Source organism: Pseudomonas syringae pv. tagetis (genome assembly GCF_022557255.1).
GTDB lineage: Bacteria > Pseudomonadota > Gammaproteobacteria > Pseudomonadales > Pseudomonadaceae > Aquipseudomonas > Aquipseudomonas caricapapayae.
On sequence record NZ_CP092923.1, the window covers coordinates 145,667 to 167,487 of the forward strand.

The following is a 21,821-nucleotide window of genomic DNA, read 5'->3' on the forward strand; positions in this document are numbered from 1 at the left end:
ACGGGAGAGGCACCGATGAGCGAGATACACACAGGCGGCTGCCATTGCGGCGCGGTTCGTTATCAGTTCGATGCTCCGCTGAAGGGCATCGCTCACTGTCACTGTTCCATCTGTCGACGCACGTCGGGCGCAACGGTCGTAACCTGGATAAGTGTGCCGCTGGGCTCGTTCAAGTGGCTGTCAGGCGACCCCTCTGCCTACGATTCCGCATCAACCTGCGTTCGCTATTTCTGCGGCAATTGCGGTGCTCACATGGCGTTATTCACCCGAAACAGCCCTGAAGAGATGGATGTCACCATTGCAACGCTCGATCAACCCGGGTTGGCCACCCCATCCAGACATATCTGGATAGAAAACAGGCTTCCCTGGTTGCATCTGGATGAGCATCTGCCGGGGGACGAGGGCGAGCCTGAGTGAGGTGTCAGCGCCGACGTAAGAGCCGTCGGCGCTCGCCGCAGATTACTTGCTGAACTGCGAAGCCAGTTCGCGCAGCAGCACTTCGGCTTCCAGCACTTTTTTCACCGATTCGTTGGCTTTTTCGCGGCTCAGGCCCAGGCGTTCGAACAATTCGTCCGGGATCTCCTGTTCAGGTCCGGCACCGATACCGTTGACCCGCAACAGGCGTACTGCCAGATAGACCAGATTGGCGTAGACGTGATGCTCGCCCTTGTAGTGCGGGTCGTGCTGAAAACGCAGCGCAGTGGCGAGTTCGTCGGGCATGTCCCAATAGCGCATCAGCCAGGCGCCGATCTGTTCGCGACTAATGCCCAGCAGGTGCTGTTCGATAAAGCTGTGGTGCAGGTGCGGATTGACCTCCAACTGGCGGCAAATCAGGGTGAAGTGCGGCGGAAATACATGCGCCAGCAGCAGATAGCCGAAGTTGTGCAGTAGACCGGCAAGGTAGCTCAGGCCAGCTTCTGGTCGGCTGGCACGCGGGATGGCGCGGGTAAGGCCTTCGATAACGGCGGCTGTGTAGATCGACTGCTGCCAGTAGGGTGTGGTCTTTTGTGGCTGATCCTTAGGCAGACTCAGGGTTTTGCCCAACGCGAGGCCCAAGGCCAGGTTGATCACCAGATCAAAACCCAGTACCCGAACGATTGCATCTTCGACCGAGCGGATTTTGCCGGTCGAAGCGTAATAGGGCGAAGCCGCCCAACTGACGACCTGTGCCGCCAGTGCAGGGTCGGTTTCGACGACCCCGGTAATGTCATCGATGGTCGCATCGGGGTCGACCCGCAGCTTGATGATTTTCTGTGCAGTGCCAGCCAGCGGTGGTATCTCAAGGGTCGCTTCCAGGCGCTGCTGGATACGACGCGCAGTAAAGGCATGCATGGCCTGGGTGATTTCCGCCGGATCGTCATCAGGACGATCGAGGTTTGGACGGATTGCCGCCACCGACTGCCCGAAGTGCGCCGCACTGGCCTTGCTCAGCATGCCCTTGAAATCGTCGCTGCTGATTTCCAGCAACACCCCGGGCTCGCCCGATCCTACCAGTAGCGTCGGCTCCTGAAGCAGGCGTTCGTCGTAAAGACACGGTGAGCTGGTCAGCGCCGGAATTCCCGGCAGCTCGCGCAGATTGTGCTTGGTAAGCATGCGCTGCAAACGGTCATGCGGCACAGCGGTCAGTTGGCGTCCGGTCAGCTCGGTGATTCGGCTGAGGTCAAGCAACTGGCTCTGCGGGAAAAGGATAAGCAGCGCACCGACAGCGTCCTCGACCAGCACCGCCTGAACCTTGCACGCTGGTTGGAGGCTTTTTCCGTCCATGACTTCGTTGTAGCTGATAGCCAATTTTTCAAGCAACTGCCGGATTACCGACGGCGCATGGTGCGGATCATTGACGTGGGCAACTTCTGTCATGAGCTATGTCCAAATTCCTACATTTTTTGAAGTATAACCACGTTATTCGTTTTCGGTCGCACGCGGTGTCCAAAGCGTAGCCTGCATCACACCTGGCCATACTGCTGGCCATGACGCAGCCATCTGTCGAGCAACGGGCTGACATGTTGCGGCCAGCGCTCCAGCAGGGCCTGCGCCGCGTCGCGTACGGCGGGTAGCAGATCCGCGTCGCGCATCAGGTCGGCAACCTTGAATTGCAGCAGGCCCGTTTGTCGGGTTCCCAGCATTTCACCGGGGCCACGCAGTTCGAGATCCTTTTCGGCGATGACGAAGCCGTCGTTGGTTTCGCGCATGATGCCCAGCCGCTGGCGTCCGATCTGTGAAAGAGGCGGGTGATAGAGCAGCACACAGTGACTGACCGCGCTGCCGCGCCCGACACGTCCGCGCAATTGATGCAGCTGAGCCAGGCCAAGGCGCTCGGGGTTTTCGATGATCATCAGGCTCGAGTTAGGTACGTCGACACCGACCTCGATCACCGTGGTGGCCACCAGCAGTTGCAGCGCACCCTGTTTGAATTCGGCCATGATCGCGGCTTTTTCTGCAGGTTTCATGCGCCCGTGTATCAGCCCGACGCGAACGTCACCCAAGGCACTGCTCAGTTCTTCGTAGGTGGTTTCAGCGGCTTTGCAGGTCAGCTCTTCGGATTCTTCGATCAGTGTGCACACCCAGTACGCCTGACGACCCTCGGCGCAGGCGGCACGCACGCGCTCGACGACTTCCAGGCGGCGGCTGTCGGCCACCAGTACGGTATTGACCGGCGTACGTCCGGGCGGCAGTTCGTCGAGGATCGACGTGTCCAGGTCGGCGTAGGCGCTCATTGCCAGCGTGCGTGGGATCGGTGTGGCGGTCATGATCAATTGATGCGGACACATCAGGCCACCGACACCCTTCTTGCGCAGCGCCAGGCGCTGCTGAACGCCGAACCGGTGCTGCTCGTCGATGATGACCAGTGCCAGATTCCTGAACTGCACTTCGTCCTGAAACAGCGCATGGGTGCCCACCACCATCGGGGTGCCACTGGCGATCTGTTCCAGAGACGTCGCGCGCGCCTTGCCTTTGAGTTTGCCTGCCAGCCACGCTACACCCACGCCCAGAGGCTCAAGCCAGCGCTGGAAATTGATGTAATGCTGCTCGGCGAGAATCTCGGTAGGAGCCATCAGCGCCACCTGGTAGCCGGCTTCCAGTGCTTGCAAGGCAGCCAGCGCCGCAACCACGGTCTTGCCCGAGCCCACGTCGCCCTGGATCAGCCGCAGCATCGGCTCAGGCTGGCTCAGGTCATATGCCACCTCCTTGCCGACACGCTGCTGTGCCCCAGTAGGCGTGAAGCCGAGGTTGGCAAGAAATTGTTTCGGCAGTTTTTTCGCCACCGGTAACGCCGGTGCACGCTGTGAGCGCAGGCTTTCACGCAGACGCTGCTGGGAAAGCTGGTGGGTCAGCAGTTCTTCGAAGGCCAGTCGATGCTGCGCCCAGTGATGACCGAGGGCCAGCTCCTCCACATCGGCATCGGCGGGCGGGTGATGCAGATAACGGATCGCATCATCCAGCGGAGCCAGTTGATAATCACGGGCGAGCTCGTCAGGCAGCCAGTCCGGCAGGCTCTTGGGGCCAAGCATCGCCAGGCTTTGCTGACACAGCTGGCGAAGACGTTGCTGGGTCAGGCCTTCGGTCGTGGGGTAGATCGGTGTGAGGGTCTGTTCGACGGGCGCGGGCTCATCACCGGTGATCGCCCGGTATTCCGGATGATAGATTTCCAGACCGGAAGCGCCGGGACGTGCTTCACCGAAGCAGCGCAGATGCGTGCCACGCTTCATGCTTTCTTTCTGGGCATTGCTGAAGTGGTAAAAGCGCAGGCTGACGACACCCGTGCCATCGCCAAGCCTGACCAGCAGGCTGCGACGTTTGCCCATTACCACGTCGGCGCCGCTGACCACGCCTTCGATGACGGCATCCTGGCCAGGGCGCAAGGCTCCAATCGGTACGACGCGGGTCCGGTCTTGATAGCGCAACGGCAGATGAAACAGCACGTCCTGCAGGGTTTCCAGACCGACCCTGGCCAGCTTTTCTGCCATCGCCTCACCGACACCCTTGAGCGCCGTGACCGAGACCCTGGAAAGCTCGCTCATTTCTTTTCTGCCTAGCTCGCGACTGTTTTCGGGCGTGCCACCGAGCACAGGCGTGCAGAGTCAGCGAGAATCTCGATGGCTTTCGGTCTCGGGAAGCTTGCTCGCCAGGCGATGGCGACCGTGCGGAAGGGCACAGGCGGCGTCAGCGGGCGGACTTCGATCACTCCGGGCGCGTAATGGTGGCTGTCGACGGCCGACAGCGGCAGGATCGAAATGCCCAGCCCGGAGGCGACCATGTGTCGAATGGTTTCCAGCGAACTGGATTCTACCGTCGTGTGCTTGGAACCTTCGTTGCCTTTGCCCAGTGTCGGGCAGGCTTCCAGGACCTGATCGCGGAAGCAATGGCCTTCGCCCAGTAACAGCAGGCTCTTGTCGTTGAGCGCCGAGGCATCGATGGTCTCTTTTTGAGTCCAGGGATGGTCGGCCGGCATCAGGACAGAGAACGGCTCGTCGTAAAGCGGCAGGGTCAGCACGTCGGCCTCGTTGAACGGCAAGGCAATGATAACGGCATCCAGCTCACCGTTACGCAGCTTGTCGCGCAGCACATGGGTGAAGTTTTCTTCGATATATAACGGCATCTGCGGAGCGACCCGGTGCAGTTGCGGAATCAGATGAGGGAACAGGTAAGGACCGACGGTATAAATAGCACCGACTTTCAGCGGAGCGGTCAGCTGATTCTTGCCTGCCTGGGCCAGCTCACGAATACCCTGAGCCTGTTCCAGCACTTTCTGCGCCTGAGCAACGATGCCTTCACCAACCGGTGTGAGGCGCACGGCGCTCTTGCTGCGCTCGAAAATGAGCACACCGAGTTCGTCTTCGAGTTTTTTGACACCCACCGACAGCGTTGGCTGGCTGACATGGCAGCGTTCCGCTGCGTGGCCAAAGTGCTGCTCCTGGGCGAGCGTAACGATGTAGCGCAATTCTGTAAGAGTCATAACGTGCGTCCATGAAGTTGCGACCCCAGCATAGCGGGTGCGATCGATAGACGCACGTTATCAGAAGCACTCACAAGTAACAAAAGTACAATTCAGCGTTTATCCAGCGAATAAACGAACGGTGCAAGGATTTCAATGGTGCCGTTATTGAGAATCTCCTTGGGTGGTTTGGGCAGCGGTTGAGCGCGACGGATCATTTCCATGGTCGCTCTATCCAGCGAAGGGCTACCCGACGTGTTGGCAATCGAGTAGGAAAGCACATTGCCGTCAGCGTCCACCACGAAGCGCAGCCGCGCAACACCCTGCATACCGCGACGACGCGCATCCTCGGGATACTTCTTGTACTTGCCCAGGTGACTCAACAGATCACCCTGCCAGCTTGGCAATGCATTACTGGGCGGCGAAGGCGCCGGAGCAGGTTTTGGAGCGGCCGCTTTTTCCGGTTGTGCCGTTGTCGGCGGCGTATCGACCGGTTTTTCGTCAACCGGCTTTTCCTGCGGCGGATCAGGCTTCTTCTGCGGCTTTGGCGGCTGCGGTTTTGGCTTGGGCTTTTCAACCTTTTTGGGCACCACGATTTCCGGCTTCGGCGCTTGCGCGACTTCCGGTACGGGCACCTGCTCTTCAGGGGCGGGCGGTGGAGGCGGCTGAACGACCTTGGGCGGTGGCGGCGGTGCAGGCTCGGGCAGCGGCGCAAGTTCGACCATCATGGCTGCGGGTGGCAGCTCGATCGCCTGGGAGGCGGGCCAGCGAACGGCGACGATGATTGCGATAGCGTGCACGGCCAGCACCAACAACAGACTACCGCTATAGCGCGTCAGTTTTTGGCGCGTACTGATCATTTCTTACCAGCCGTCTCAAGACCTACCAGACCGACCTTCAGGTAACCCGCGCCCCGAAGCGTGTTCATGACGTCCATGAGATCGCCGTAATCCACGCCTTTGTCGGCCTGGAAGAAGATCGTGGTGTCTTTTTTGCCTTTGGTCCGCGCGTCCAGCACCTGGCCGATCTGCTCGCGAGCAACCTTCTCTTCGCCCAGATACAGGCTCTTGTCGGTCTTGACGCTGAGGAAGATCGGCTTCTCGGGCCTGGGCTGTGGCGTTGCCGTGGACGCTGGCAGGTCGACCTTGATGTCTACAGTTGCCAGCGGTGCCGCGACCATGAAGATGATCAGCAGCACCAGCATGACGTCGATGAACGGCGTCACGTTGATTTCATGATTCTCGGCGAGATCGTCGCCGCCTTCGTTAAGATGCAGGCCCACGTGTTAGCCCACCTTGACCATGTGCGGTTGTTGTTGATTGCGCTCGGTCGGCTCTGGCAGGTGATCCAGATCACGGCTGACCAGCAGCAGAACATGTGCAGAGGCATCGGAAACCTGAGCCTTGTAACCGGCGATGGAGCGGGCGAACACGTTGTAGATCACGACCGCAGGAATCGCGGCGACCAGACCCAGTGCCGTTGCCAGCAACGCTTCGGCAATACCGGGTGCCACGACAGCGAGGTTGGTGGTCTGAGTCTTGGCGATGCCGATGAAGCTGTTCATGATGCCCCACACAGTGCCGAACAGGCCCACGAACGGCGCGGTGGACCCGATGGTCGCCAGCACGCCGGTGCCCATGCTCATGTTGCGGCCACAGGCGGCGACCAGACGCTCGAGGCGGAAGCTGACGCGTTCCTTGATCCCTTCACGTTCACGGCTGTTGGCCGAGAGGCGCATCTCTTCGAGAGCATCATGTACCAGCAGGTGGGCAAGTGTGCCTTCCTTGCTGGCGGTCGCGCTGGCTTCGGTGAGGGAGCGGGCTTTCTTCAGATTGACGATTTCACCGCGCAACCGGCGCTTGGCACCGAGCAGTTCGAAACCCTTGGAGATCCAGATGGTCCACGTAATGATCGAAGCGATGGCCAGACCGATCATGACCGCTTTGACGACGACGTCGGCGTTCTGATACATGCCCCATGGCGACAGGTCGTGAGACATGCCCAGGCTGTTATCTTCGGCTACGGGCTCGATTGCCTGCACCGGTGCTGCTGTGTCAGGCGCAACAGGCGCAGTGGACGTTGCAGGTGCCGCAGTCGGAGCCGCTTGATCTGCAAGCGCCATGGGAACGAACATCAGGCTCAAGACAAGGGCTGCGATACCGCGCCATGCACGAGGCAGGCGGGGCATCTTGGTAGGCGAAGCGATTGATTGAATGCGTGTCATGCTGGCCGGACCTGAGAGGAAAATAGGGGTGGTTCCAGTGCGTCGCGTGGTGCTTTCTACGCTCACAGGGAACAAATGGGCTGCCATTATTGCAAATCGTTCTTGTTAACAAAAGTAATACAGTATCTTTTTTACATATTCGGTCGAATGCTTGCCTGTCGATGAGTGTTTTTACGCTGCTGGAGCTGCCCTCTCTGCGGATAAAGCACGCTGCGCTCACGAATGGCCTTCGGCTACGAGGAGAGGCCTGGGGAAGCTGCAAAGCATCGGTTGATCAAATTCGATGCGAGCGTTAACATTGCGCTGTCGACACAGACCGGAACCTTGGCAGCAAGGGGTGTCGATTTCGGTGACTCACGTCACTCCCAGCCAGTGAGCGGGATAAGCAGGTAACTGCAAAAGGACAGGCCGATATCGAGATTTACAAAAAGCCCCGTTGCTTCGGCAACGGGGCTTTTTGCTATCCGTCATATGGGCCTTCCGGCGTTCCGCATCTCAAGGATGTAGCGAACGTTATGAGGCTTCCCTTTCGGCAGGGTAGGCCGACTCCACGTAGCGACTTCATACGCTGAGATAACGCGAAGCTTCAGAAGGTTCGTGGTGCCGAGTGGCTTGCTGATCGAGAAAAAAATCGCATAGTCATGCAGGTCGAGGCAAAAATACCGTTGGCTGTTTTCCGTATAAAACGGAACGGCCAGTCCCTGAAAAAAGCGTTTCTGGATGTACTCCACCAACTGGGTGCTGCAATCGTAGCGCTCGCTGCAAAAGTAACGGCGCTCCCCTTTGTAATGGATGAGGTGGCCATTGCCCTTGTCATTTGTAAAGCAGTGCAACCCGAACTCGAACTTGACGGTGACCTGCTACTGCGCAACGTCAAACGCCAGATCAAAAGGTTGAAGGTGCGCCATGAAGAATGTCCGATCTCCTATTTTTATGTCTTTCCATCGCATGTGAATCTTCGCCAATCCTGTTGAAGGCGCGCATTGTAGCCGCGTGATTTGCGCTTAACACGGGGTCGTCCGAAAATGCTCGAACCCCAGGTTTGGGAACGACGAGTCACCAGCGTGATCGCATAAGGGCGCGGCGCTGGACGCTTACATCTGTTTACAGCTTTGTTTCGAGTGTCGCGTCTCGATGAGCGTTTTTTACGATACTGACACCCCCCTTCTTTGGAGATATCGAATGACTGCTCCTTCACTTCTGATTGCCGGTTGTGGCGATATCGGTGCTCGACTCGCTACCCGGCTGCTGCCTCATGGTTGGGTGGTTCACGGGCTGCGGCGCACTGTTTCCGAACTTCCTGCCGGAGTTCGCGGTGTGCAGGGCGATCTGTTCGAGGCCCAAAAGCCCGCCCAATGGCCTGCCGCGGCACTGGACTACGTGGTGTATTGCGCAACCCCCTCGCAGCGTGACGAAACGGGCTACCGGATGGCCTATGTCGAGGGGCTGCGTAATGTGTTGAGCTGGCTGGAGCAGACCGGGCAGCGTCCGAAGCGGTTGATCTTCGTTTCAAGCAGCGGTGTTTACGGTCAACAGAGCGGGGAATGGGTCGATGAACACTCCGTCACCGAGCCCACCAACTACACCGGTACGGTGATGCTGGAAGCCGAGCAGGTCGCCCTGAACAGCGGACTGCCTGCCACAGCCGTGAGGCTGACCGGCATTTACGGACCCGGACGCAGTGACCTGTCGAACCGTGTACGTCAGGGGCACAGTGTCAGGATGGATCCGCCGGTCTACGCCAATCGCATCCATGCCGATGATGCCGCCAGCTTGCTGGAGCATCTGCTGCAGGCGGATCAGCGCGGCGTGGCGCTGGAGAGTTGTTATCTGGGCGTCGATGACGATCCGGCCGCACTGGCCGATGTGGTGACCTGGATACGCGAATATCTGGGGGTGACCGAATGGTCGGAGGATGTCAGCGTACAGCGCGTGGGCAGCAAGCGTTGCAGCAACGCCAGAGCGCGGGCCTTGGGATGGGCGCCTGTGTACCCGGATTACCGGGCCGGCTATGCGGCATTGCTAGGATAGAGCGTTTGCTGTCAGGAGCGTTGCAAGAACGCTCCTGACGCGGGCATTGCCTACTGCTGCTCAAGCAACCAGCGGCGTGGGCCTGGACGCAGTTCGGGCATCTGGTCCGCACCGGCATTGTTCACAGCCTGAAATATCTCCAGCTGCTTGCCTTTGCGAGCAAAGATCCACGGGTTGCCCTTCTCGGCTTTCTCCAGCCACATACTGTCGTACTCGCCGCTCATGGCTGCACAGTCACCTGCCAGGCACAGTGCGTAGCGATCGTTTTCCGGGAGCCCTTGCACGCTGCCATCAGGCATGAACTGCACGGTGCTGCCCTGGCCGTCGCCTTCCACGACCGTCCATTTGCCGCCCATATAGGTGCCATACAAGGCCTTCTCGAAACTGGTGCCTGGCTGAGCGCCTTCCGGTGCCGGATTTTCGGGCTTCTGGAAGTGCTGTTCAGGACCTGACTCGCTGGCCGCTTGAACCAGTTCATCACCCTTGACGCTCAGGTCTTCGAAGAAGTTGCCGTAGAAATCGATGTGCAACTTGCCTTCGGCGGCACTGACAATCTTGCCTTCGCCGAGCTCGAAACCATTGGAGTAAATGGCCTGGTTGGCTTTGGAGTTGATTTTCCATTCCAGGTTAGGGCCGTTGGCGAGCAAAGCCTGACGCAGGTTGCCTTGTTTGACGGCCGCATCGATGGCGGTCTGATTGATCCAGGTGCCGTCCGGATTGCGGTCGGCGTGGCTGGCGCAGCCGCCCAGGATGACGGCGAGCAGCGAGATGGCGAGCGCGGAGCGCATAACGGATTCCTTCCTTCAGGGAGAACGGAGCGCAAGGCACGCTCCGTCGGGGGATTTATTCGATGACGAGAATCGCGTCCATTTCTACCTGGGCGCCACGCGGCAATGCCGCAACGCCGATGGCCGCGCGAGCTGGATACGGCTGGGTGAAATAGGTGCCCATGATCTCGTTGACCTTGGCGAAGTGGCCCAGGTCGGTCAGAAAGATGTTCAGTTTGACGATGTCCTTGAAGGATCCGCCAGCCGCTTCGGCAACCGACTTCAGGTTTTCGAAGACCTGAGTGATCTGGGCTTCGATGCCTTCGACCAGTTCCATGGTGCCGGGGTCCAGCGGGATCTGTCCGGACATGTAGACGGTATCGCCAGCTTTGATGGCCTGGGAATAGGGGCCAATGGCCGCAGGGGCTTTATCGCTGGTGATGACAGTCTTGGTCATGAAGAACTCCTGATGATTGGATGGCCTACGCGCGCATCCGGGTGATGCGTGTGACACCGGTCAGGGCGCGCAGTTTCTTGATCACGCGAGCCAGGTGCACGCGGTCGTGCACGCTGACCACCAGTTGGACCACGCTGATGCGACCATCGCGTTCGTCCATGCTGATTTTTTCGATATTGCCGTCGGCCGCGTTGACGCTGCTGGCCAGCAGCGCGATCAGGCCGCGCTGATGCTCGAGTTCGACACGCAATTCGACATTGAATTCGCCAGTCACATCCTTGGCCCAGGACAGCTGGATGCATTTTTCCGGGTTATGACGAATTTCGCTGATATTGCGGCAGTTATCCAGGTGCACAACCATGCCCTTGCCTGCGGATAAGTGGCCGACAATCGGGTCGCCCGGGATCGGCGTACAGCATTTGGCATAGCTGAGGACCAGGCCTTCTGTACCACGAATCGCCAGCGGACCTTCAGGGCTCGGTAACTGATCGCCTTCGCCAAGCAGGCGGCGGGCCACGACATAGGCCATGCGATTGCCCAGCCCGATGTCCTCAAGCAAGTCTTCCAGCACATCGACCCGGTACTCGTTCAATACCAGCTGGATGCGTTCCTGAGTGATCTTGTCGAGGCTGCATTCGAAGCCGTTGAGCACCTTGTTCAGCAGGCGCTCGCCCAGATTGATCGATTCGGAACGGCGTTGCAGCTTGAGGGCGTGACGAATATGCGTGCGTGCCTTGCCGGTGACGACAAAGTTCAGCCAGGCCGGGTTCGGACGTGCGCCGGGAGCGCTGACAATCTCAACGGTCGAGCCGCTTTGCAATGGTTCGGACAATGGTGCCAGGCGACGGTTGATACGACAGGCGATGCAGCTGTTGCCAACGTCAGTGTGTACCGCATAAGCGAAATCCACCGCCGTTGAGCCTTTGGGCAGCTCCATGATCCGCCCTTTCGGGGTGAAAACGTAAACCTCGTCCGGGAACAGGTCGATCTTGACGCTTTCAATGAACTCCAGCGAGTTGCCGGCACGCTGCTGCATCTCGAGCACGCCCTTGACCCACTGCCGCGCACGGGCGTGAGTGCCCTTGGGCTGCTCATCGTCACTGGATTTGTACAGCCAGTGCGCAGCGATCCCGTTATTGGCCATCTCTTCCATTTCGCGGGTGCGAATCTGGATTTCGATTGGCACGCCATGCATACCAAACAAGGTGGTATGCAAGGACTGATAGCCGTTGGCCTTGGGGATTGCGATGTAATCCTTGAAACGGCCAGGCAGCGGTTTGTACAGATTATGTACAGCACCGAGTACGCGATAGCAGGTATCGACCTTGTCGACAATGATCCGGAAAGCGTAGACGTCCATGATCTCGTTGAAGGCGCGACGTTTGCCGCGCATCTTCTTGTAGATGCCATACAGATGCTTCTGCCGTCCGCTGACGTCGCCTTCTATACCGTCAACGGCCAGGCAATGACTCAGGGATTCTTCGATCTTGTTGACCAGTTCCTTGCGATTGCCCCTGGCGCGTTTGACCGCCTGGTTGATTCGCGAGGAGCGCATCGGGTACATCGCCTTGAAACCCAGGTCCTCGAACTCGATGCGCACACTGTGCATGCCCAGCCGATTGGCGATAGGCGCATAGATTTCGAGGGTTTCCTTGGCGATACGCCGACGCTTTTCGCCCGACAGTACTTCCAGTGTGCGCATGTTGTGCAGGCGATCGGCGAGCTTGACCAGTATCACGCGGATGTCGCGGGCCATGGCCATGGCCATTTTCTGGAAGTTTTCCGCCTGGGCTTCGGCCTTGGTCTCGAAATTCATCTGGGTCAGTTTGCTGACCCCGTCGACCAGTTCCGCGACGGTTTCGCCAAACTGCGCGCTGAGCGCTTCCTTGGCAATCCCGGTGTCTTCGATAACGTCATGCAGCATCGCAGCCATCAGGCTCTGATGGTCCATGTGCATGTCTGCAAGGATGTTCGCCACTGCAAGAGGATGCGTGACGTAGGCTTCGCCGCTACGACGGCGTTGGCCGTCGTGGGCCTGTTCGGCGTAGAAATACGCTCGGCGGACCAGATTGACCTGGTCCTTGCCGAGGTAGGTCGACAGTCTGTCGGCGAGGGCGTCTATGCTCGGCAAGGCGCTACCCCTTGCCGATGGCTTTGACCCTGCGCCGTACTACGTCGACCTGGCATAGGCTTAGACGGCCTCGTTGGACTCGTCCTCGAACGCTGCGAACAATGGCTCATCTTCAACAATTTCGGCTTCTGCGATTACAGCGTAGTCCATCATGCCAGCCGCGATTTCACGCAGTGCCATAACGGTAGGCTTGTCGTTTTCCCAGGCCAGCTTTGGTTCTTTGCCGCCGGTTGCCAGTTGACGGGCACGCTTTGTAGAGAGCATGACCAGCTCAAAGCGGTTATCCACGTGTTCTAGGCAGTCTTCAACGGTTACGCGGGCCATGGGTATTCCTCGTAGCAAATGCGGATGCGCGATGCCCGGATGGGCGAGCGGACTCGATAGTTTACAAGCGGACAGCACCAGTCATCAAGCGGCACGCCACCAACGGCCTGTTTTTAACCTGTTGCCGGGTGTCTGAAACGGCTCGATCAGGCCAGCAACTCCTGAAACAGCTCGCTGTATTGCTCCTGCTGATGCTGTTGAGTCAGGCGATTGGCGCGAAATATCGCCTTGAGGTCCTCCAGCGCACCGGCGAAATCGTCATTGACCACTACGTATTCGTACTCGTTGTAATGGCTCATTTCGCTGACCGCTTCACGCATTCTGGCTTCGATGATCTCGTCACTGTCCTGGCCACGATTGGTCAGACGCTGGCGCAATGCCTGTTGGGTCGGCGGCAGGATGAAGATCGACCGGGCGTGCGGCATTTGCGCCCGAACCTGCCGGGCACCCTGCCAGTCGATTTCCAGAATCAGGTCATGGCCTTCGTCCAGGGTTTGCTGCAGGTGGCTCTGCGAGGTGCCGTACAGATTGCCGAAGACCTCGGCCTGCTCCAGAAAATCGCCGTGCTCGATCATGCGCAGGAACTCGGCACGATCGACGAAGTTGTAGTTAACACCGTTCACTTCGCCGGGGCGCATGGCGCGAGTAGTGTGCGAAACCGAGACGCGAATCTTCGCCTGAGCGCCATGCTGAGGCTCTTGCTGGGCGTCCATCAGGGCCTTGACCAAGCTGGTCTTGCCCGCGCCCGAGGGTGCGGAAATGATGTACAGGGTGCCGGTGATATGGGTCATGTCAGGTTCAGCCTTACTCAATATTCTGCACTTGCTCACGCATTTGCTCGATCAACACTTTGAGGTTGACGGCAGCCTGCGTGCTGCGTGGGTCAAAGGCCTTGGAGCCCAGTGTATTCGCTTCGCGGTTAAGCTCTTGCATCAGGAAATCAAGGCGGCGACCCGCCTGGCCGCCAGCCTTGAGCACACGGCGCACTTCGGTAACGTGCGTGCTGAGGCGGTCCAGCTCTTCGGCAACATCGCTTTTCTGCGCCAACAGGACCATTTCCTGTTCAAGGCGCTGAGGGTCAAGCTCGGCTTTCATATCGGCAAAGCGATCCAGCACTTTCTGGCGTTGAGCGGCCAGCATCTGTGGCACCAGAGTGCGCAGAGTGGCGACCTCTTCGACGATGGCAGACAGCCGGTCATCGAGCAGTCTGGCCAGGTCTGCGCCTTCGCGACCACGTCCGCTTTTCAATTCGGTCAGCGCATCATTGAACAGCTTCAGTGCCTCGGTGTTCAACACCTGCGGATCGCTGGCATCGGCGACCAGCACGCCCGGCCATGCCAGTACCTCAAGCGGATTCAGTGGCGCAGGCTGTTTGATCAAGCCAGCAACCGATTCTGCTGCGGCGATCAATTGGCCCGCGCGCTCCAGATCCACCTGCAGCGGCTTGCCAGCGGTTTCCTCGATAAAGCGTAAGGTGCATTCGACCTTGCCTCGTGACAGGCCCTGACGCAGCGCTTCACGAATCGCGCCCTCCAGATCGCGGAACGACTCCGGCAGGCGCAGGTGAGGCTCCAGGTAGCGGTGATTGACCGAGCGCAGTTCCCAGCTCAGTGTGCCCTGGGCACCGGCCCGCTCTACTCGGGCAAAGGCAGTCATGCTGTGCACCATGGGAAATACCTCTTGGTTCGGTTTCAAAAGCGTGATTCGGTTCATGAGCGCGCACAGTCGGCGGTCATGGGTGTCGTGAAAGCCGACTGGTTGCAGAGGCGCAGGATTGTAGCGCAGTGCGAGGCAGGCTCCCAATCCGGCAGTGTGACAAGTGATGCAAGGCGCTGTTTGCGACGTTGCCAACGCGTTGAAAGCCTTGACCCAGAGCATTCTGTTCGCCGCCAATCGGCATTGGCGGCTTTTAGAGATGCCCAGCGGCGGCTGTGGCCTCTATAATGCCCGGCAGTTTTCCGTCTCAGTACAGGTATCCCAGATGAAACGTCCAAGTGGTCGCGCCGCCGATCAGCTCCGCTCGATCCGCATCACCCGCAACTACACCAAACACGCCGAGGGTTCTGTACTGGTCGAGTTTGGTGATACCAAGGTGATCTGCACCGTCAGCGTCGAAAACGGCGTACCACGCTTTCTCAAAGGCCAGGGCCAGGGTTGGCTGACCGCCGAATATGGCATGCTTCCTCGCGCCACTGGCGAGCGTAACCAGCGCGAAGCCAGCCGTGGCAAGCAGGGCGGCCGTACCCTTGAAATCCAGCGCCTGATCGGTCGTTCGCTACGCGCTGCGCTGGACATGTCCAAGCTGGGCGATGTCACCCTGTACGTCGATTGCGACGTCATTCAGGCTGACGGCGGCACTCGCACCGCATCGATTACCGGTGCCATGGTTGCATTGGCCGATGCGCTGAAAGTGATCAAGAAGCGTGGCGGCCTGAAAGGCGGTGATCCGCTCAAGCAGATGATTGCGGCAGTGTCGGTTGGCATGTATCAGGGCGAGCCGGTGCTCGACCTGGATTATCTGGAAGACTCTGCTGCCGAAACCGATCTGAACGTGGTCATGACCAGCGCGGGCGGCTTCATTGAGGTTCAGGGTACCGCCGAGGGCGCGCCGTTCCAGCCGGAAGAGTTGAACGCGATGCTTGCGCTGGCGCAGAAAGGCATGACCGAGCTGTTTGAATTGCAGCGCGCCGCGTTGGCCGACTGATATCCAGAAGGGGTCCGATAATGAGTGACAGCTTGCAACCGTTCAGCAAACCGCCTCAAAGCGCTCGCCAGTGGGCGATGTTCTGTCATTTGTCGGCATTTGCCGGACTGATGTTTCCGTTCGGTAACCTGCTCGGCCCACTGATTATCTGGCAGTTGAAGAAAGACGCCGATCCATTTATCGACGCGCAAGGCAAGGAAGCGCTGAACTTTCAGATCACAGTCGCCATTGCGGCCACCGTCAGCATGCTGCTGGTTCTGTTGGTCATCGGCTTTGCGTTACTGACGCTGGTGGGAATCGGAGCCGCAGTGCTTGCGATCATTGCCGGCATAAAAGCCAATGACGGCGTCGATTATCGCTATCCGTTCACCTTGCGCCTGATCAAGTAGCATCACTTCAGGCAACGCAAAAAGCCGACGTCAAGTCGGCTTTTTCGTGTTCGCGCCTGTCTGGCTGTCAGATCGTCAGGGTCCAGTCGTAATCCACGATCAGCGGCGCGTGCTGCGAGAAGCGCGGCTGGCGTGGCAGTCGAGCGCTGCGTACGAAGCGGCGCAGACCCGGGGTGAGGATCTGATAATCGAAGCGCCAGCCCAGATTCAGCATCTCGGCCTGTTCATTATCCGGCCACCAGCTGTACTGATCACCTTCGCGGCTGACTTCACGCAGGGCATCGACATAGCCCATGGTGCCGACAATCTCGTCCATCCAGGCACGCTCGGGGGCCAGGAAGCCAGGCGACTGCTGGCTGTCGCGCCAGTTCTTGATGTCGAGCTTCTGCTGCGCCACATAGAGCGATCCGCAGTAGATGTATTCGCGACGCTTGCGGCGCTGCTTGTCCATGTACTTGCCGAAATCGTCCATGAGCTTGAATTTCTGATTCAGGTCTTCATCACCATTCATCCCTGACGGAAAGAGCAGGGTAGCAATACTGACCTTGTCGAAATCTGCTTGCAGGTAGCGCCCGTAGCGGTCGGCTGTCTCGAAGCCGAGGCCGCTGATTACCGCCTTCGGCTGCAACCGCGAATAAAGCGCCACACCACCCTGAGCGGGAACCTCGGCTTCGCAGGCATAGAGGAAGTAACCATCCAGCTGAAAGGCTGGATCATCCAGTTCAAAGGTGGAGGCGCGGGTGTCCTGTAAGCAGATGACGTCGGCATTCTGAGCTTGCAGCCAGCTGAGCAAACCACGCTCGACCGCAGCTTGAATGCCATTTACGTTCACACTGATGATCCGCATAAATGGCCCCAAAAATCACGTGCGTGTATGATACCCGAGCTCTACCTAATTAGCTAAATCCGTGGTATCCGGAGCTTTTTTCATGCAAGCGTATCAACGCGATTTCATTCGTTTTGCCATCGATCGCGGTGTTCTGCGCTTCGGTGAGTTCACTCTCAAGTCCGGGCGCACCAGCCCGTACTTCTTCAATGCGGGCCTGTTCAACAGCGGTTCGGCACTGGCACAGCTGGGGCGTTTCTACGCAGCGGCGGTGGTTGAAAGCGGTATTGCCTTCGACGTTCTGTTTGGCCCGGCGTACAAGGGCATTCCGCTCGCATCGGCGACTGCTGTGGCGTTGGCCGAGCATCATGACCGGGATCTTCCGTGGTGTTTCAACCGCAAGGAAGCCAAGGCTCACGGTGAAGGCGGCAGCCTGGTGGGCTCTCCGCTGGTCGGCAATGTGCTGATTATCGACGACGTGATCACGGCGGGCACTGCAATCCGCGAGGTCATGCAGATCATCAAGGACCAGAACGCGACTGCGGCGGGCGTTTTGATCGCCCTCAATCGTCAGGAGCGCGGCAATGGCGAGCTGTCGGCGATTCAGGAAGTCGAGCGTGATTTCGCTATCCCGGTGGTGAGTATCGTGTCGCTGAACCAGGTGCTGGAGTTCCTGGCCGACGATCCGCAGCTCAAGCAGCATCTGCCTGCTGTCGAAGCCTATCGCGCGCAATACGGAATCTGAGGGCGAGGCCATGGCGGTCAGCGGCAGGGAGCGGGCTTCGGTATTGGTTACGCTAGGCGTTTTGGGGCTCTGGCTGGCGTCGGGCATGCTTGTGTCAGTGCCGGCTCAGGCTGAAGACGCGCCCGAGGCCCGTCTTTATCGCTACGTCGACAGCCGCGGTGTGACCGTGATCGATACGCAAGGGGTGCCGCCTGACTACGTTGCCAAAGGCTACGAAGTGCTCAATGGTCGTGGCCGGGTGATACAGGTCGTGCCGCCTGCGCCTACGGCCGAGCAGATTCGTCAGTCCGAAGCAGACAAGCGCCAGGCCACTGCCGATGCGCAACTGTTGAGCCTCTATAGCAGCGTGGAAGAGGTAGATCGCGTCAAGGCGCGCAAGCTGGCAGAGCTGGACGCACTGGTTGGTGTTGCTCAGGGCAATATCCAGGGGCTGGCGGCCCAGCAGCGCAGTCTGCAAGGCCAGGCTGCCGACCTGGAGCGCGCAGGGCGTCCGGTTCAGCAGGCGCTTGTCGATCAGTTGAATGACTTGCGCGATCAGCAGCATAAACTGCAAGCCGATATCGCCGGCTATCAGGCCGCACGGGTAAAGGCCGAAGCGGATTTCGCCGTGGACCGTGCACGCGTCCAGCGACTGACTCAGTAATCGGACGCAGAGTGTCCAGAACTGCACGCCCGCGCTGAACGCGAGCACTAAGCGATCTCAGTCATCCGCCCACAAAAAAGGCCCCGTGAGTGTCAGCTCACGGGGCCTTTGAGTGTTGCGTCTGAATCAATGCCGCTTACGGTTGGTAATCTGGGTACCGACACCGCTGTCGGTGAAGATTTCCAGCAAGACCGCATTGGGCACTCGACCATCGATGATGTGCGAGCTGTTGACCCCGCCCTGAACCGCTTCCAGCGCACAACGAATCTTGGGCAGCATGCCGCCGTAGATGGTGCCGTCGGCAATCAGGCCGTCGACCTGTTCAGTGGTCAGGCCGGTCAGGACCTCGCCCTGCTTGTTCATCAGGCCGGCGATGTTGGTCAGCAGGATCAGCTTCTCGGCCTTGAGGGCTTCGGCAACCTTGCCTGCTACCAGGTCGGCGTTGATGTTGTACGACTCACCTTCCGGACCCACGCCGATAGGCGCGATGACCGGAATGAAATCCCCTTTGACCAGCATGTTGAGCAGCCCGGTATTGACCCCGACTACTTCGCCCACCTGACCGATGTCGATGATTTCAGGCTTGGTCATTTCCGGCGTCTGGCGCGTGACGGTGAGCTTCTTCGCACGAATCAGCTCGGCGTCCTTGCCGGTCAGGCCGATTGCACTGCCGCCATGACGGTTGATCAGGTTGACGATGTCCTTGTTGACCTGACCACCGAGCACCATCTCCACCACATCCATGGTCTGCGCATCGGTAACGCGCATGCCATCGATAAAGTGGCTCTCGATGGACAGGCGCTTGAGCAGATCACCGATCTGCGGTCCGCCACCGTGAACCACCACCGGGTTGATCCCTACCGCTTTCATCAACACGATGTCGCGCGCAAAGCCTGTTTTCAGCTCTTCGCTCTCCATGGCGTTGCCGCCATACTTGATAACCAGCGTCTTGCCGACAAAGCGGCGAATGTAAGGCAGCGCTTCGGAAAGGACCTTGGCTACATTAGAGGCGGCATCGCGTTCGAGGGTCATTCAGGGCTCCAGTCAAAAGGAAAAACAATCAAAATGGCAGGTCGAGATCCGGCGCAACTTTCTTGAGCTCTGCGTGGAACACGTCCTTGATACGCTGCAGTTCATCCTCGGTCTCGGCTTCAAAGCGTAGCACCAGTACCGGCGTGGTATTGGAAGCGCGCACCAGACCCCAGCCCTTCGGATAGTCCACACGGACACCGTCGATAGTGGTCAGTTTGGCGTCGCCCCATTGCGCGTCGGTTTCAAGGGCTTCGATGATGCTGAACTTGGTGACGTCCGTCACCTTGATGTTGATTTCAGGCGTCGAAATATCGTTCGGGAAGGTTTCGAACAGGTCTTCGGCGTTGGCCGACTCCTGGCTAAGGATCTCCAGCAGGCGTGCCGCGCTGTAGATGCCGTCGTCAAAACCGAACCAGCGCTCTTTGAAGAAGATGTGGCCGCTCATTTCACCTGCGAGCAGGGCACCGCTTTTCTTCATCTCTTTCTTGATCAGCGAGTGACCGGTCTTCCACATGACCGGACGGCCGCCGTGCTCGCTGATCAGCGGAGTCAGACGGCGTGTGCATTTGACGTCGAAAATGATGTCGGCACCCGGATTGCGCTTGAGCACGTCCAGCGCGAACAGCATCAACAGGCGATCCGGGTACACCACATTGCCCGCGTTGGTAACCACGCCGACACGGTCACCGTCACCGTCGAACGCCAGACCCAGATCGGCACCGGTTTCCTTGACCTTGGCGATCAGGTCCTGGAGGTTTTCCAGCTTGCCCGGATCCGGGTGGTGGTTAGGGAAGTTGCCGTCCACTTCCGCGAACAGGGAGATCACTTCACAACCCAGTGCTTCGATCAACTGCGGGGCAATCACGCCTGCTGCGCCGTTGCCGCAGTCGACCACGACCTTCAGCTTGCGGGCCATGACGATGTCGTCCTTGATCTGCTTGAAGTAGCGATCGAGGATGTCGACTTTGGTGATGCTGCCTTTCTGCGACGTCAGGTTGTTGGTCTTGATGCGCTCGTGCAGCGCCTGGATCTGCTCGTTGGCGAGGGTATCGCCCGCGATGACGATCTTGAAGCCGTTGTAGTCCTTGGGGTTGTGACTGCCGGTCAGCATCACGCCGGTCTTGCCGGCCAGCACGTTGGCTGCGTAATACAGCGCAGGCGTCGGGACCAGGCCCACATCGCTGACATGGCAGCCGCTGTCGTGCAGGCCCTGAATCAGTTGCTGCACCAGCTCCGGGCCGGAAAGACGGCCATCGCGACCAACGCTGACGTTGGGTTCGTTCTGCGCCAGGCTTTCGGAGCCGATGGCGCGGCCGATCCAGTAGGCGGTTTCAGCGTGGAGGGTGTCTCCGACCACGCCACGGATGTCGTAGGCGCGGAAAATATTCTCGGGAAGGTTGGGTGCAACGGATGCTGGGCTGTTCATAGCGAGGGGGTGCTCCGATCTCAGGAAGTCCTGGTTTTCGTCGAGAAGGTCGATATCAAGGATATCGGTATCTTGAAACAGTGGATCGGTCCAGTCGGTGCGTGACGCAGCTACTGTGGACGAAGCACTGCCTTTGGCAATATCTGCATCGCGCTGCTCATCCGCAACCAGGGCAGGCACTGCCTGAGGCTGACCGCGAAGCGAGACACGAGCGAGGGCCTGAGCCAGACCGCTAAGGGCGGGGAGGCTCAAACCGAAGGGTTTGACGGCTTTTCCGCGTGAGAGTTCTTGGAGCAGTTGATCCAGTTGCCGTGCATCTGCACAAATACGCTTTTGCAGGGCCCGCTCGTTACGATGCAGACCAAGCAGCATGCCCGCTGCAGCGATAACCAGCGCCAGCAGCAAAAGCACGACGGAAGATGAAGTTTTCAGGCCGGGACCGGGCGTGAATTCAAATTTCCAGCCTGAATAGCCGGTATCGAACACCTGAGGTCTGCCACCCTCTGCCTGACCGCGCTGGAGGAAAACCTGTGCCGGTCCGCTGCCGAACTGCTGGCTGAGGACCACTTGTCCGACCTCGGCAGGGAGTGCGGGCAAGGCGTTGAGCAGGCGCTGCAGATCAAAGGCCAGCAGCAACGTGCCCACGACCGGTTGGGTGGCAGCGGCACGCACGGGCGCCGCACTATAGATCAGCCAGCGTTCGCCGACCTTGCGAGCCTCCGGGGCGACGACTTCACCCTGTGCGGCCTTGTTGAGCATATCCAGCGTGGCAAAACTCACCGGCAGCGTGCCTTGCGTATCGACGTCGGCCAGCCCCTTGGGGTAAAGCCGCGCGCCTGCCAGGCCGTCCCAGCGGGTGAATCGATCCTGCGCCGCCAGCAAGGCAGAGGCATCATTGCTCTGAAGCGTCTGGGCAAGCGCTGCACCGGAGGCAGCCGACTGAGTGTCGGCATTGATCTGGCGCAGCGCCAGGTTCACCGCTGCCGCCTGACTGCCGCCCCATGCCTGGACAAGCTGATCCTGCTGCTGCGGGCTGGTCATCAGTGCGACCCAAACCAGCGCCGCAGCGATTATCAGGCCGATAGCCGCTGGGACGAGGCCGGACGCAAGCCCGCCGAGGCTTGCCACCGGAGGTGAGTTGTCGGCCTGTACGGCGTGCTTTGAAGCGCTGTGCTGACTGCCTTTCACC

Annotated in this window: 21 protein-coding genes and 1 pseudogene; 6 read left to right on the forward strand and 16 right to left on the reverse strand. The window is 59.3% G+C overall.

Features of this window, described 5'->3' with window-relative positions:
• The first annotated feature begins 15 nt into the window (after positions 1 to 15).
• Positions 16 to 417 (forward strand): GFA family protein, encoded by a 402-nt coding sequence (locus MME58_RS00645; RefSeq protein ID WP_054984674.1) that lies wholly within the window; start codon positions 16 to 18, stop codon positions 415 to 417.
• Positions 418 to 459: 42 nt separating this feature from the next.
• Here MME58_RS00645 and MME58_RS00650 read toward each other — a convergent pair whose 3' ends face one another.
• The 7 genes and pseudogenes from MME58_RS00650 to MME58_RS00680 all read right to left on the reverse strand — a co-directional run bounded on the left by MME58_RS00650 (position 460) and on the right by MME58_RS00680 (position 8,065).
• Complete coding sequence (locus MME58_RS00650; RefSeq protein ID WP_054984675.1) at positions 460 to 1,857, reverse strand: aminoacyl-tRNA deacylase and HDOD domain-containing protein; 1,398 nt, start codon at positions 1,855 to 1,857, stop codon at positions 460 to 462.
• 86 nt (positions 1,858 to 1,943) lie between these two features.
• Positions 1,944 to 4,019, reverse strand: a complete 2,076-nt coding sequence (gene recG, locus MME58_RS00655; protein WP_054984676.1) for an ATP-dependent DNA helicase RecG — start codon at positions 4,017 to 4,019, stop codon at positions 1,944 to 1,946.
• A gap of 11 nt (positions 4,020 to 4,030) precedes the next feature.
• The gene (locus MME58_RS00660) at positions 4,031 to 4,954 is read right to left on the reverse strand and encodes a hydrogen peroxide-inducible genes activator (RefSeq protein WP_032614425.1); all 924 of its coding nucleotides are present in this window, start codon (positions 4,952 to 4,954) and stop codon (positions 4,031 to 4,033) included.
• A gap of 92 nt (positions 4,955 to 5,046) precedes the next feature.
• Positions 5,047 to 5,793, reverse strand: coding sequence for an energy transducer TonB (locus tag MME58_RS00665; RefSeq protein WP_055005630.1), 747 nt, complete (start codon positions 5,791 to 5,793; stop codon positions 5,047 to 5,049).
• Positions 5,790 to 6,215, reverse strand: coding sequence for a TonB system transport protein ExbD (gene exbD / locus MME58_RS00670; protein ID WP_010438030.1), 426 nt, complete (start codon positions 6,213 to 6,215; stop codon positions 5,790 to 5,792). Before exbD ends, MME58_RS00665 begins: the two co-directional genes overlap by 4 nt.
• Positions 6,216 to 6,218: 3 nt before the next feature.
• Positions 6,219 to 7,157 carry a tonB-system energizer ExbB gene (exbB, locus tag MME58_RS00675; RefSeq protein WP_055005629.1) on the reverse strand — a complete coding sequence of 313 codons (939 nt, stop codon included), beginning with the start codon at positions 7,155 to 7,157 and terminating at the stop codon, positions 6,219 to 6,221.
• A 467-nt stretch (positions 7,158 to 7,624) separates the two neighbouring features.
• Positions 7,625 to 8,065 (reverse strand): annotated as a pseudogene (locus MME58_RS00680) (hypothetical protein).
• A 274-nt stretch (positions 8,066 to 8,339) separates the two neighbouring features.
• Between MME58_RS00680 and MME58_RS00685 the strand changes: the two are divergent.
• Entirely contained in the window at positions 8,340 to 9,188 is an 849-nt protein-coding gene (locus MME58_RS00685) for an SDR family oxidoreductase (protein WP_055005628.1), read from the forward strand.
• A gap of 50 nt (positions 9,189 to 9,238) precedes the next feature.
• On the opposite strand, the gene MME58_RS00690 is transcribed toward MME58_RS00685, so the two are convergent.
• The 6 genes from MME58_RS00690 to MME58_RS00715 all read right to left on the reverse strand — a co-directional run bounded on the left by MME58_RS00690 (position 9,239) and on the right by MME58_RS00715 (position 14,535).
• Positions 9,239 to 9,976 (reverse strand): hypothetical protein, encoded by a 738-nt coding sequence (locus MME58_RS00690; protein ID WP_055005627.1) that lies wholly within the window; start codon positions 9,974 to 9,976, stop codon positions 9,239 to 9,241.
• Positions 9,977 to 10,031: 55 nt separating this feature from the next.
• Positions 10,032 to 10,412: a RidA family protein gene (locus MME58_RS00695; protein WP_055005626.1), complete on the reverse strand. Its 381-nt coding sequence runs from the start codon at positions 10,410 to 10,412 to the stop codon at positions 10,032 to 10,034.
• A gap of 25 nt (positions 10,413 to 10,437) precedes the next feature.
• The gene (gene spoT, locus MME58_RS00700; RefSeq protein WP_054984681.1) at positions 10,438 to 12,543 is read right to left on the reverse strand and encodes a bifunctional GTP diphosphokinase/guanosine-3',5'-bis pyrophosphate 3'-pyrophosphohydrolase; all 2,106 of its coding nucleotides are present in this window, start codon (positions 12,541 to 12,543) and stop codon (positions 10,438 to 10,440) included.
• A gap of 60 nt (positions 12,544 to 12,603) precedes the next feature.
• Complete coding sequence (gene rpoZ, locus MME58_RS00705) at positions 12,604 to 12,867, reverse strand: DNA-directed RNA polymerase subunit omega (protein ID WP_054984682.1); 264 nt, start codon at positions 12,865 to 12,867, stop codon at positions 12,604 to 12,606.
• A 146-nt stretch (positions 12,868 to 13,013) separates the two neighbouring features.
• Entirely contained in the window at positions 13,014 to 13,658 is a 645-nt protein-coding gene (gene gmk, locus MME58_RS00710) for a guanylate kinase (protein ID WP_054984683.1), read from the reverse strand.
• A 13-nt stretch (positions 13,659 to 13,671) separates the two neighbouring features.
• Positions 13,672 to 14,535, reverse strand: a complete 864-nt coding sequence (locus MME58_RS00715; RefSeq protein ID WP_055005625.1) for a YicC/YloC family endoribonuclease — start codon at positions 14,533 to 14,535, stop codon at positions 13,672 to 13,674.
• Between the two features lie 313 nt (positions 14,536 to 14,848).
• Between MME58_RS00715 and rph the strand changes: the two genes are divergently transcribed.
• The gene (gene rph, locus MME58_RS00720; protein ID WP_003313989.1) at positions 14,849 to 15,571 is read left to right on the forward strand and encodes a ribonuclease PH; all 723 of its coding nucleotides are present in this window, start codon (positions 14,849 to 14,851) and stop codon (positions 15,569 to 15,571) included.
• 20 nt (positions 15,572 to 15,591) lie between these two features.
• Entirely contained in the window at positions 15,592 to 15,960 is a 369-nt protein-coding gene (locus MME58_RS00725; RefSeq protein WP_054984685.1) for a DUF4870 domain-containing protein, read from the forward strand.
• A 67-nt stretch (positions 15,961 to 16,027) separates the two neighbouring features.
• On the opposite strand, the gene MME58_RS00730 is transcribed toward MME58_RS00725, so the two are convergent.
• Positions 16,028 to 16,807, reverse strand: coding sequence for an exodeoxyribonuclease III (locus tag MME58_RS00730; protein ID WP_002551505.1), 780 nt, complete (start codon positions 16,805 to 16,807; stop codon positions 16,028 to 16,030).
• Positions 16,808 to 16,889: 82 nt separating this feature from the next.
• Between MME58_RS00730 and pyrE the strand changes: the two genes are divergently transcribed.
• Together pyrE and MME58_RS00740 are read left to right on the forward strand one after the other, a co-directional pair.
• Positions 16,890 to 17,531 carry an orotate phosphoribosyltransferase gene (pyrE, locus tag MME58_RS00735; RefSeq protein WP_054984686.1) on the forward strand — a complete coding sequence of 214 codons (642 nt, stop codon included), beginning with the start codon at positions 16,890 to 16,892 and terminating at the stop codon, positions 17,529 to 17,531.
• Positions 17,532 to 17,541: 10 nt separating this feature from the next.
• Complete coding sequence (locus MME58_RS00740) at positions 17,542 to 18,174, forward strand: hypothetical protein (RefSeq protein ID WP_055005624.1); 633 nt, start codon at positions 17,542 to 17,544, stop codon at positions 18,172 to 18,174.
• A gap of 126 nt (positions 18,175 to 18,300) precedes the next feature.
• On the opposite strand, the gene argB is transcribed toward MME58_RS00740, so the two are convergent.
• Both argB and MME58_RS27520 read right to left on the reverse strand, forming a co-directional pair.
• The gene (gene argB, locus MME58_RS00745) at positions 18,301 to 19,206 is read right to left on the reverse strand and encodes an acetylglutamate kinase (protein ID WP_024674997.1); all 906 of its coding nucleotides are present in this window, start codon (positions 19,204 to 19,206) and stop codon (positions 18,301 to 18,303) included.
• Positions 19,207 to 19,234: 28 nt separating this feature from the next.
• Positions 19,235 to 21,820 carry a phosphomannomutase/phosphoglucomutase gene (locus MME58_RS27520; RefSeq protein ID WP_054984688.1) on the reverse strand — a complete coding sequence of 862 codons (2,586 nt, stop codon included), beginning with the start codon at positions 21,818 to 21,820 and terminating at the stop codon, positions 19,235 to 19,237.
• Position 21,821: the final 1 nt, after the last annotated feature.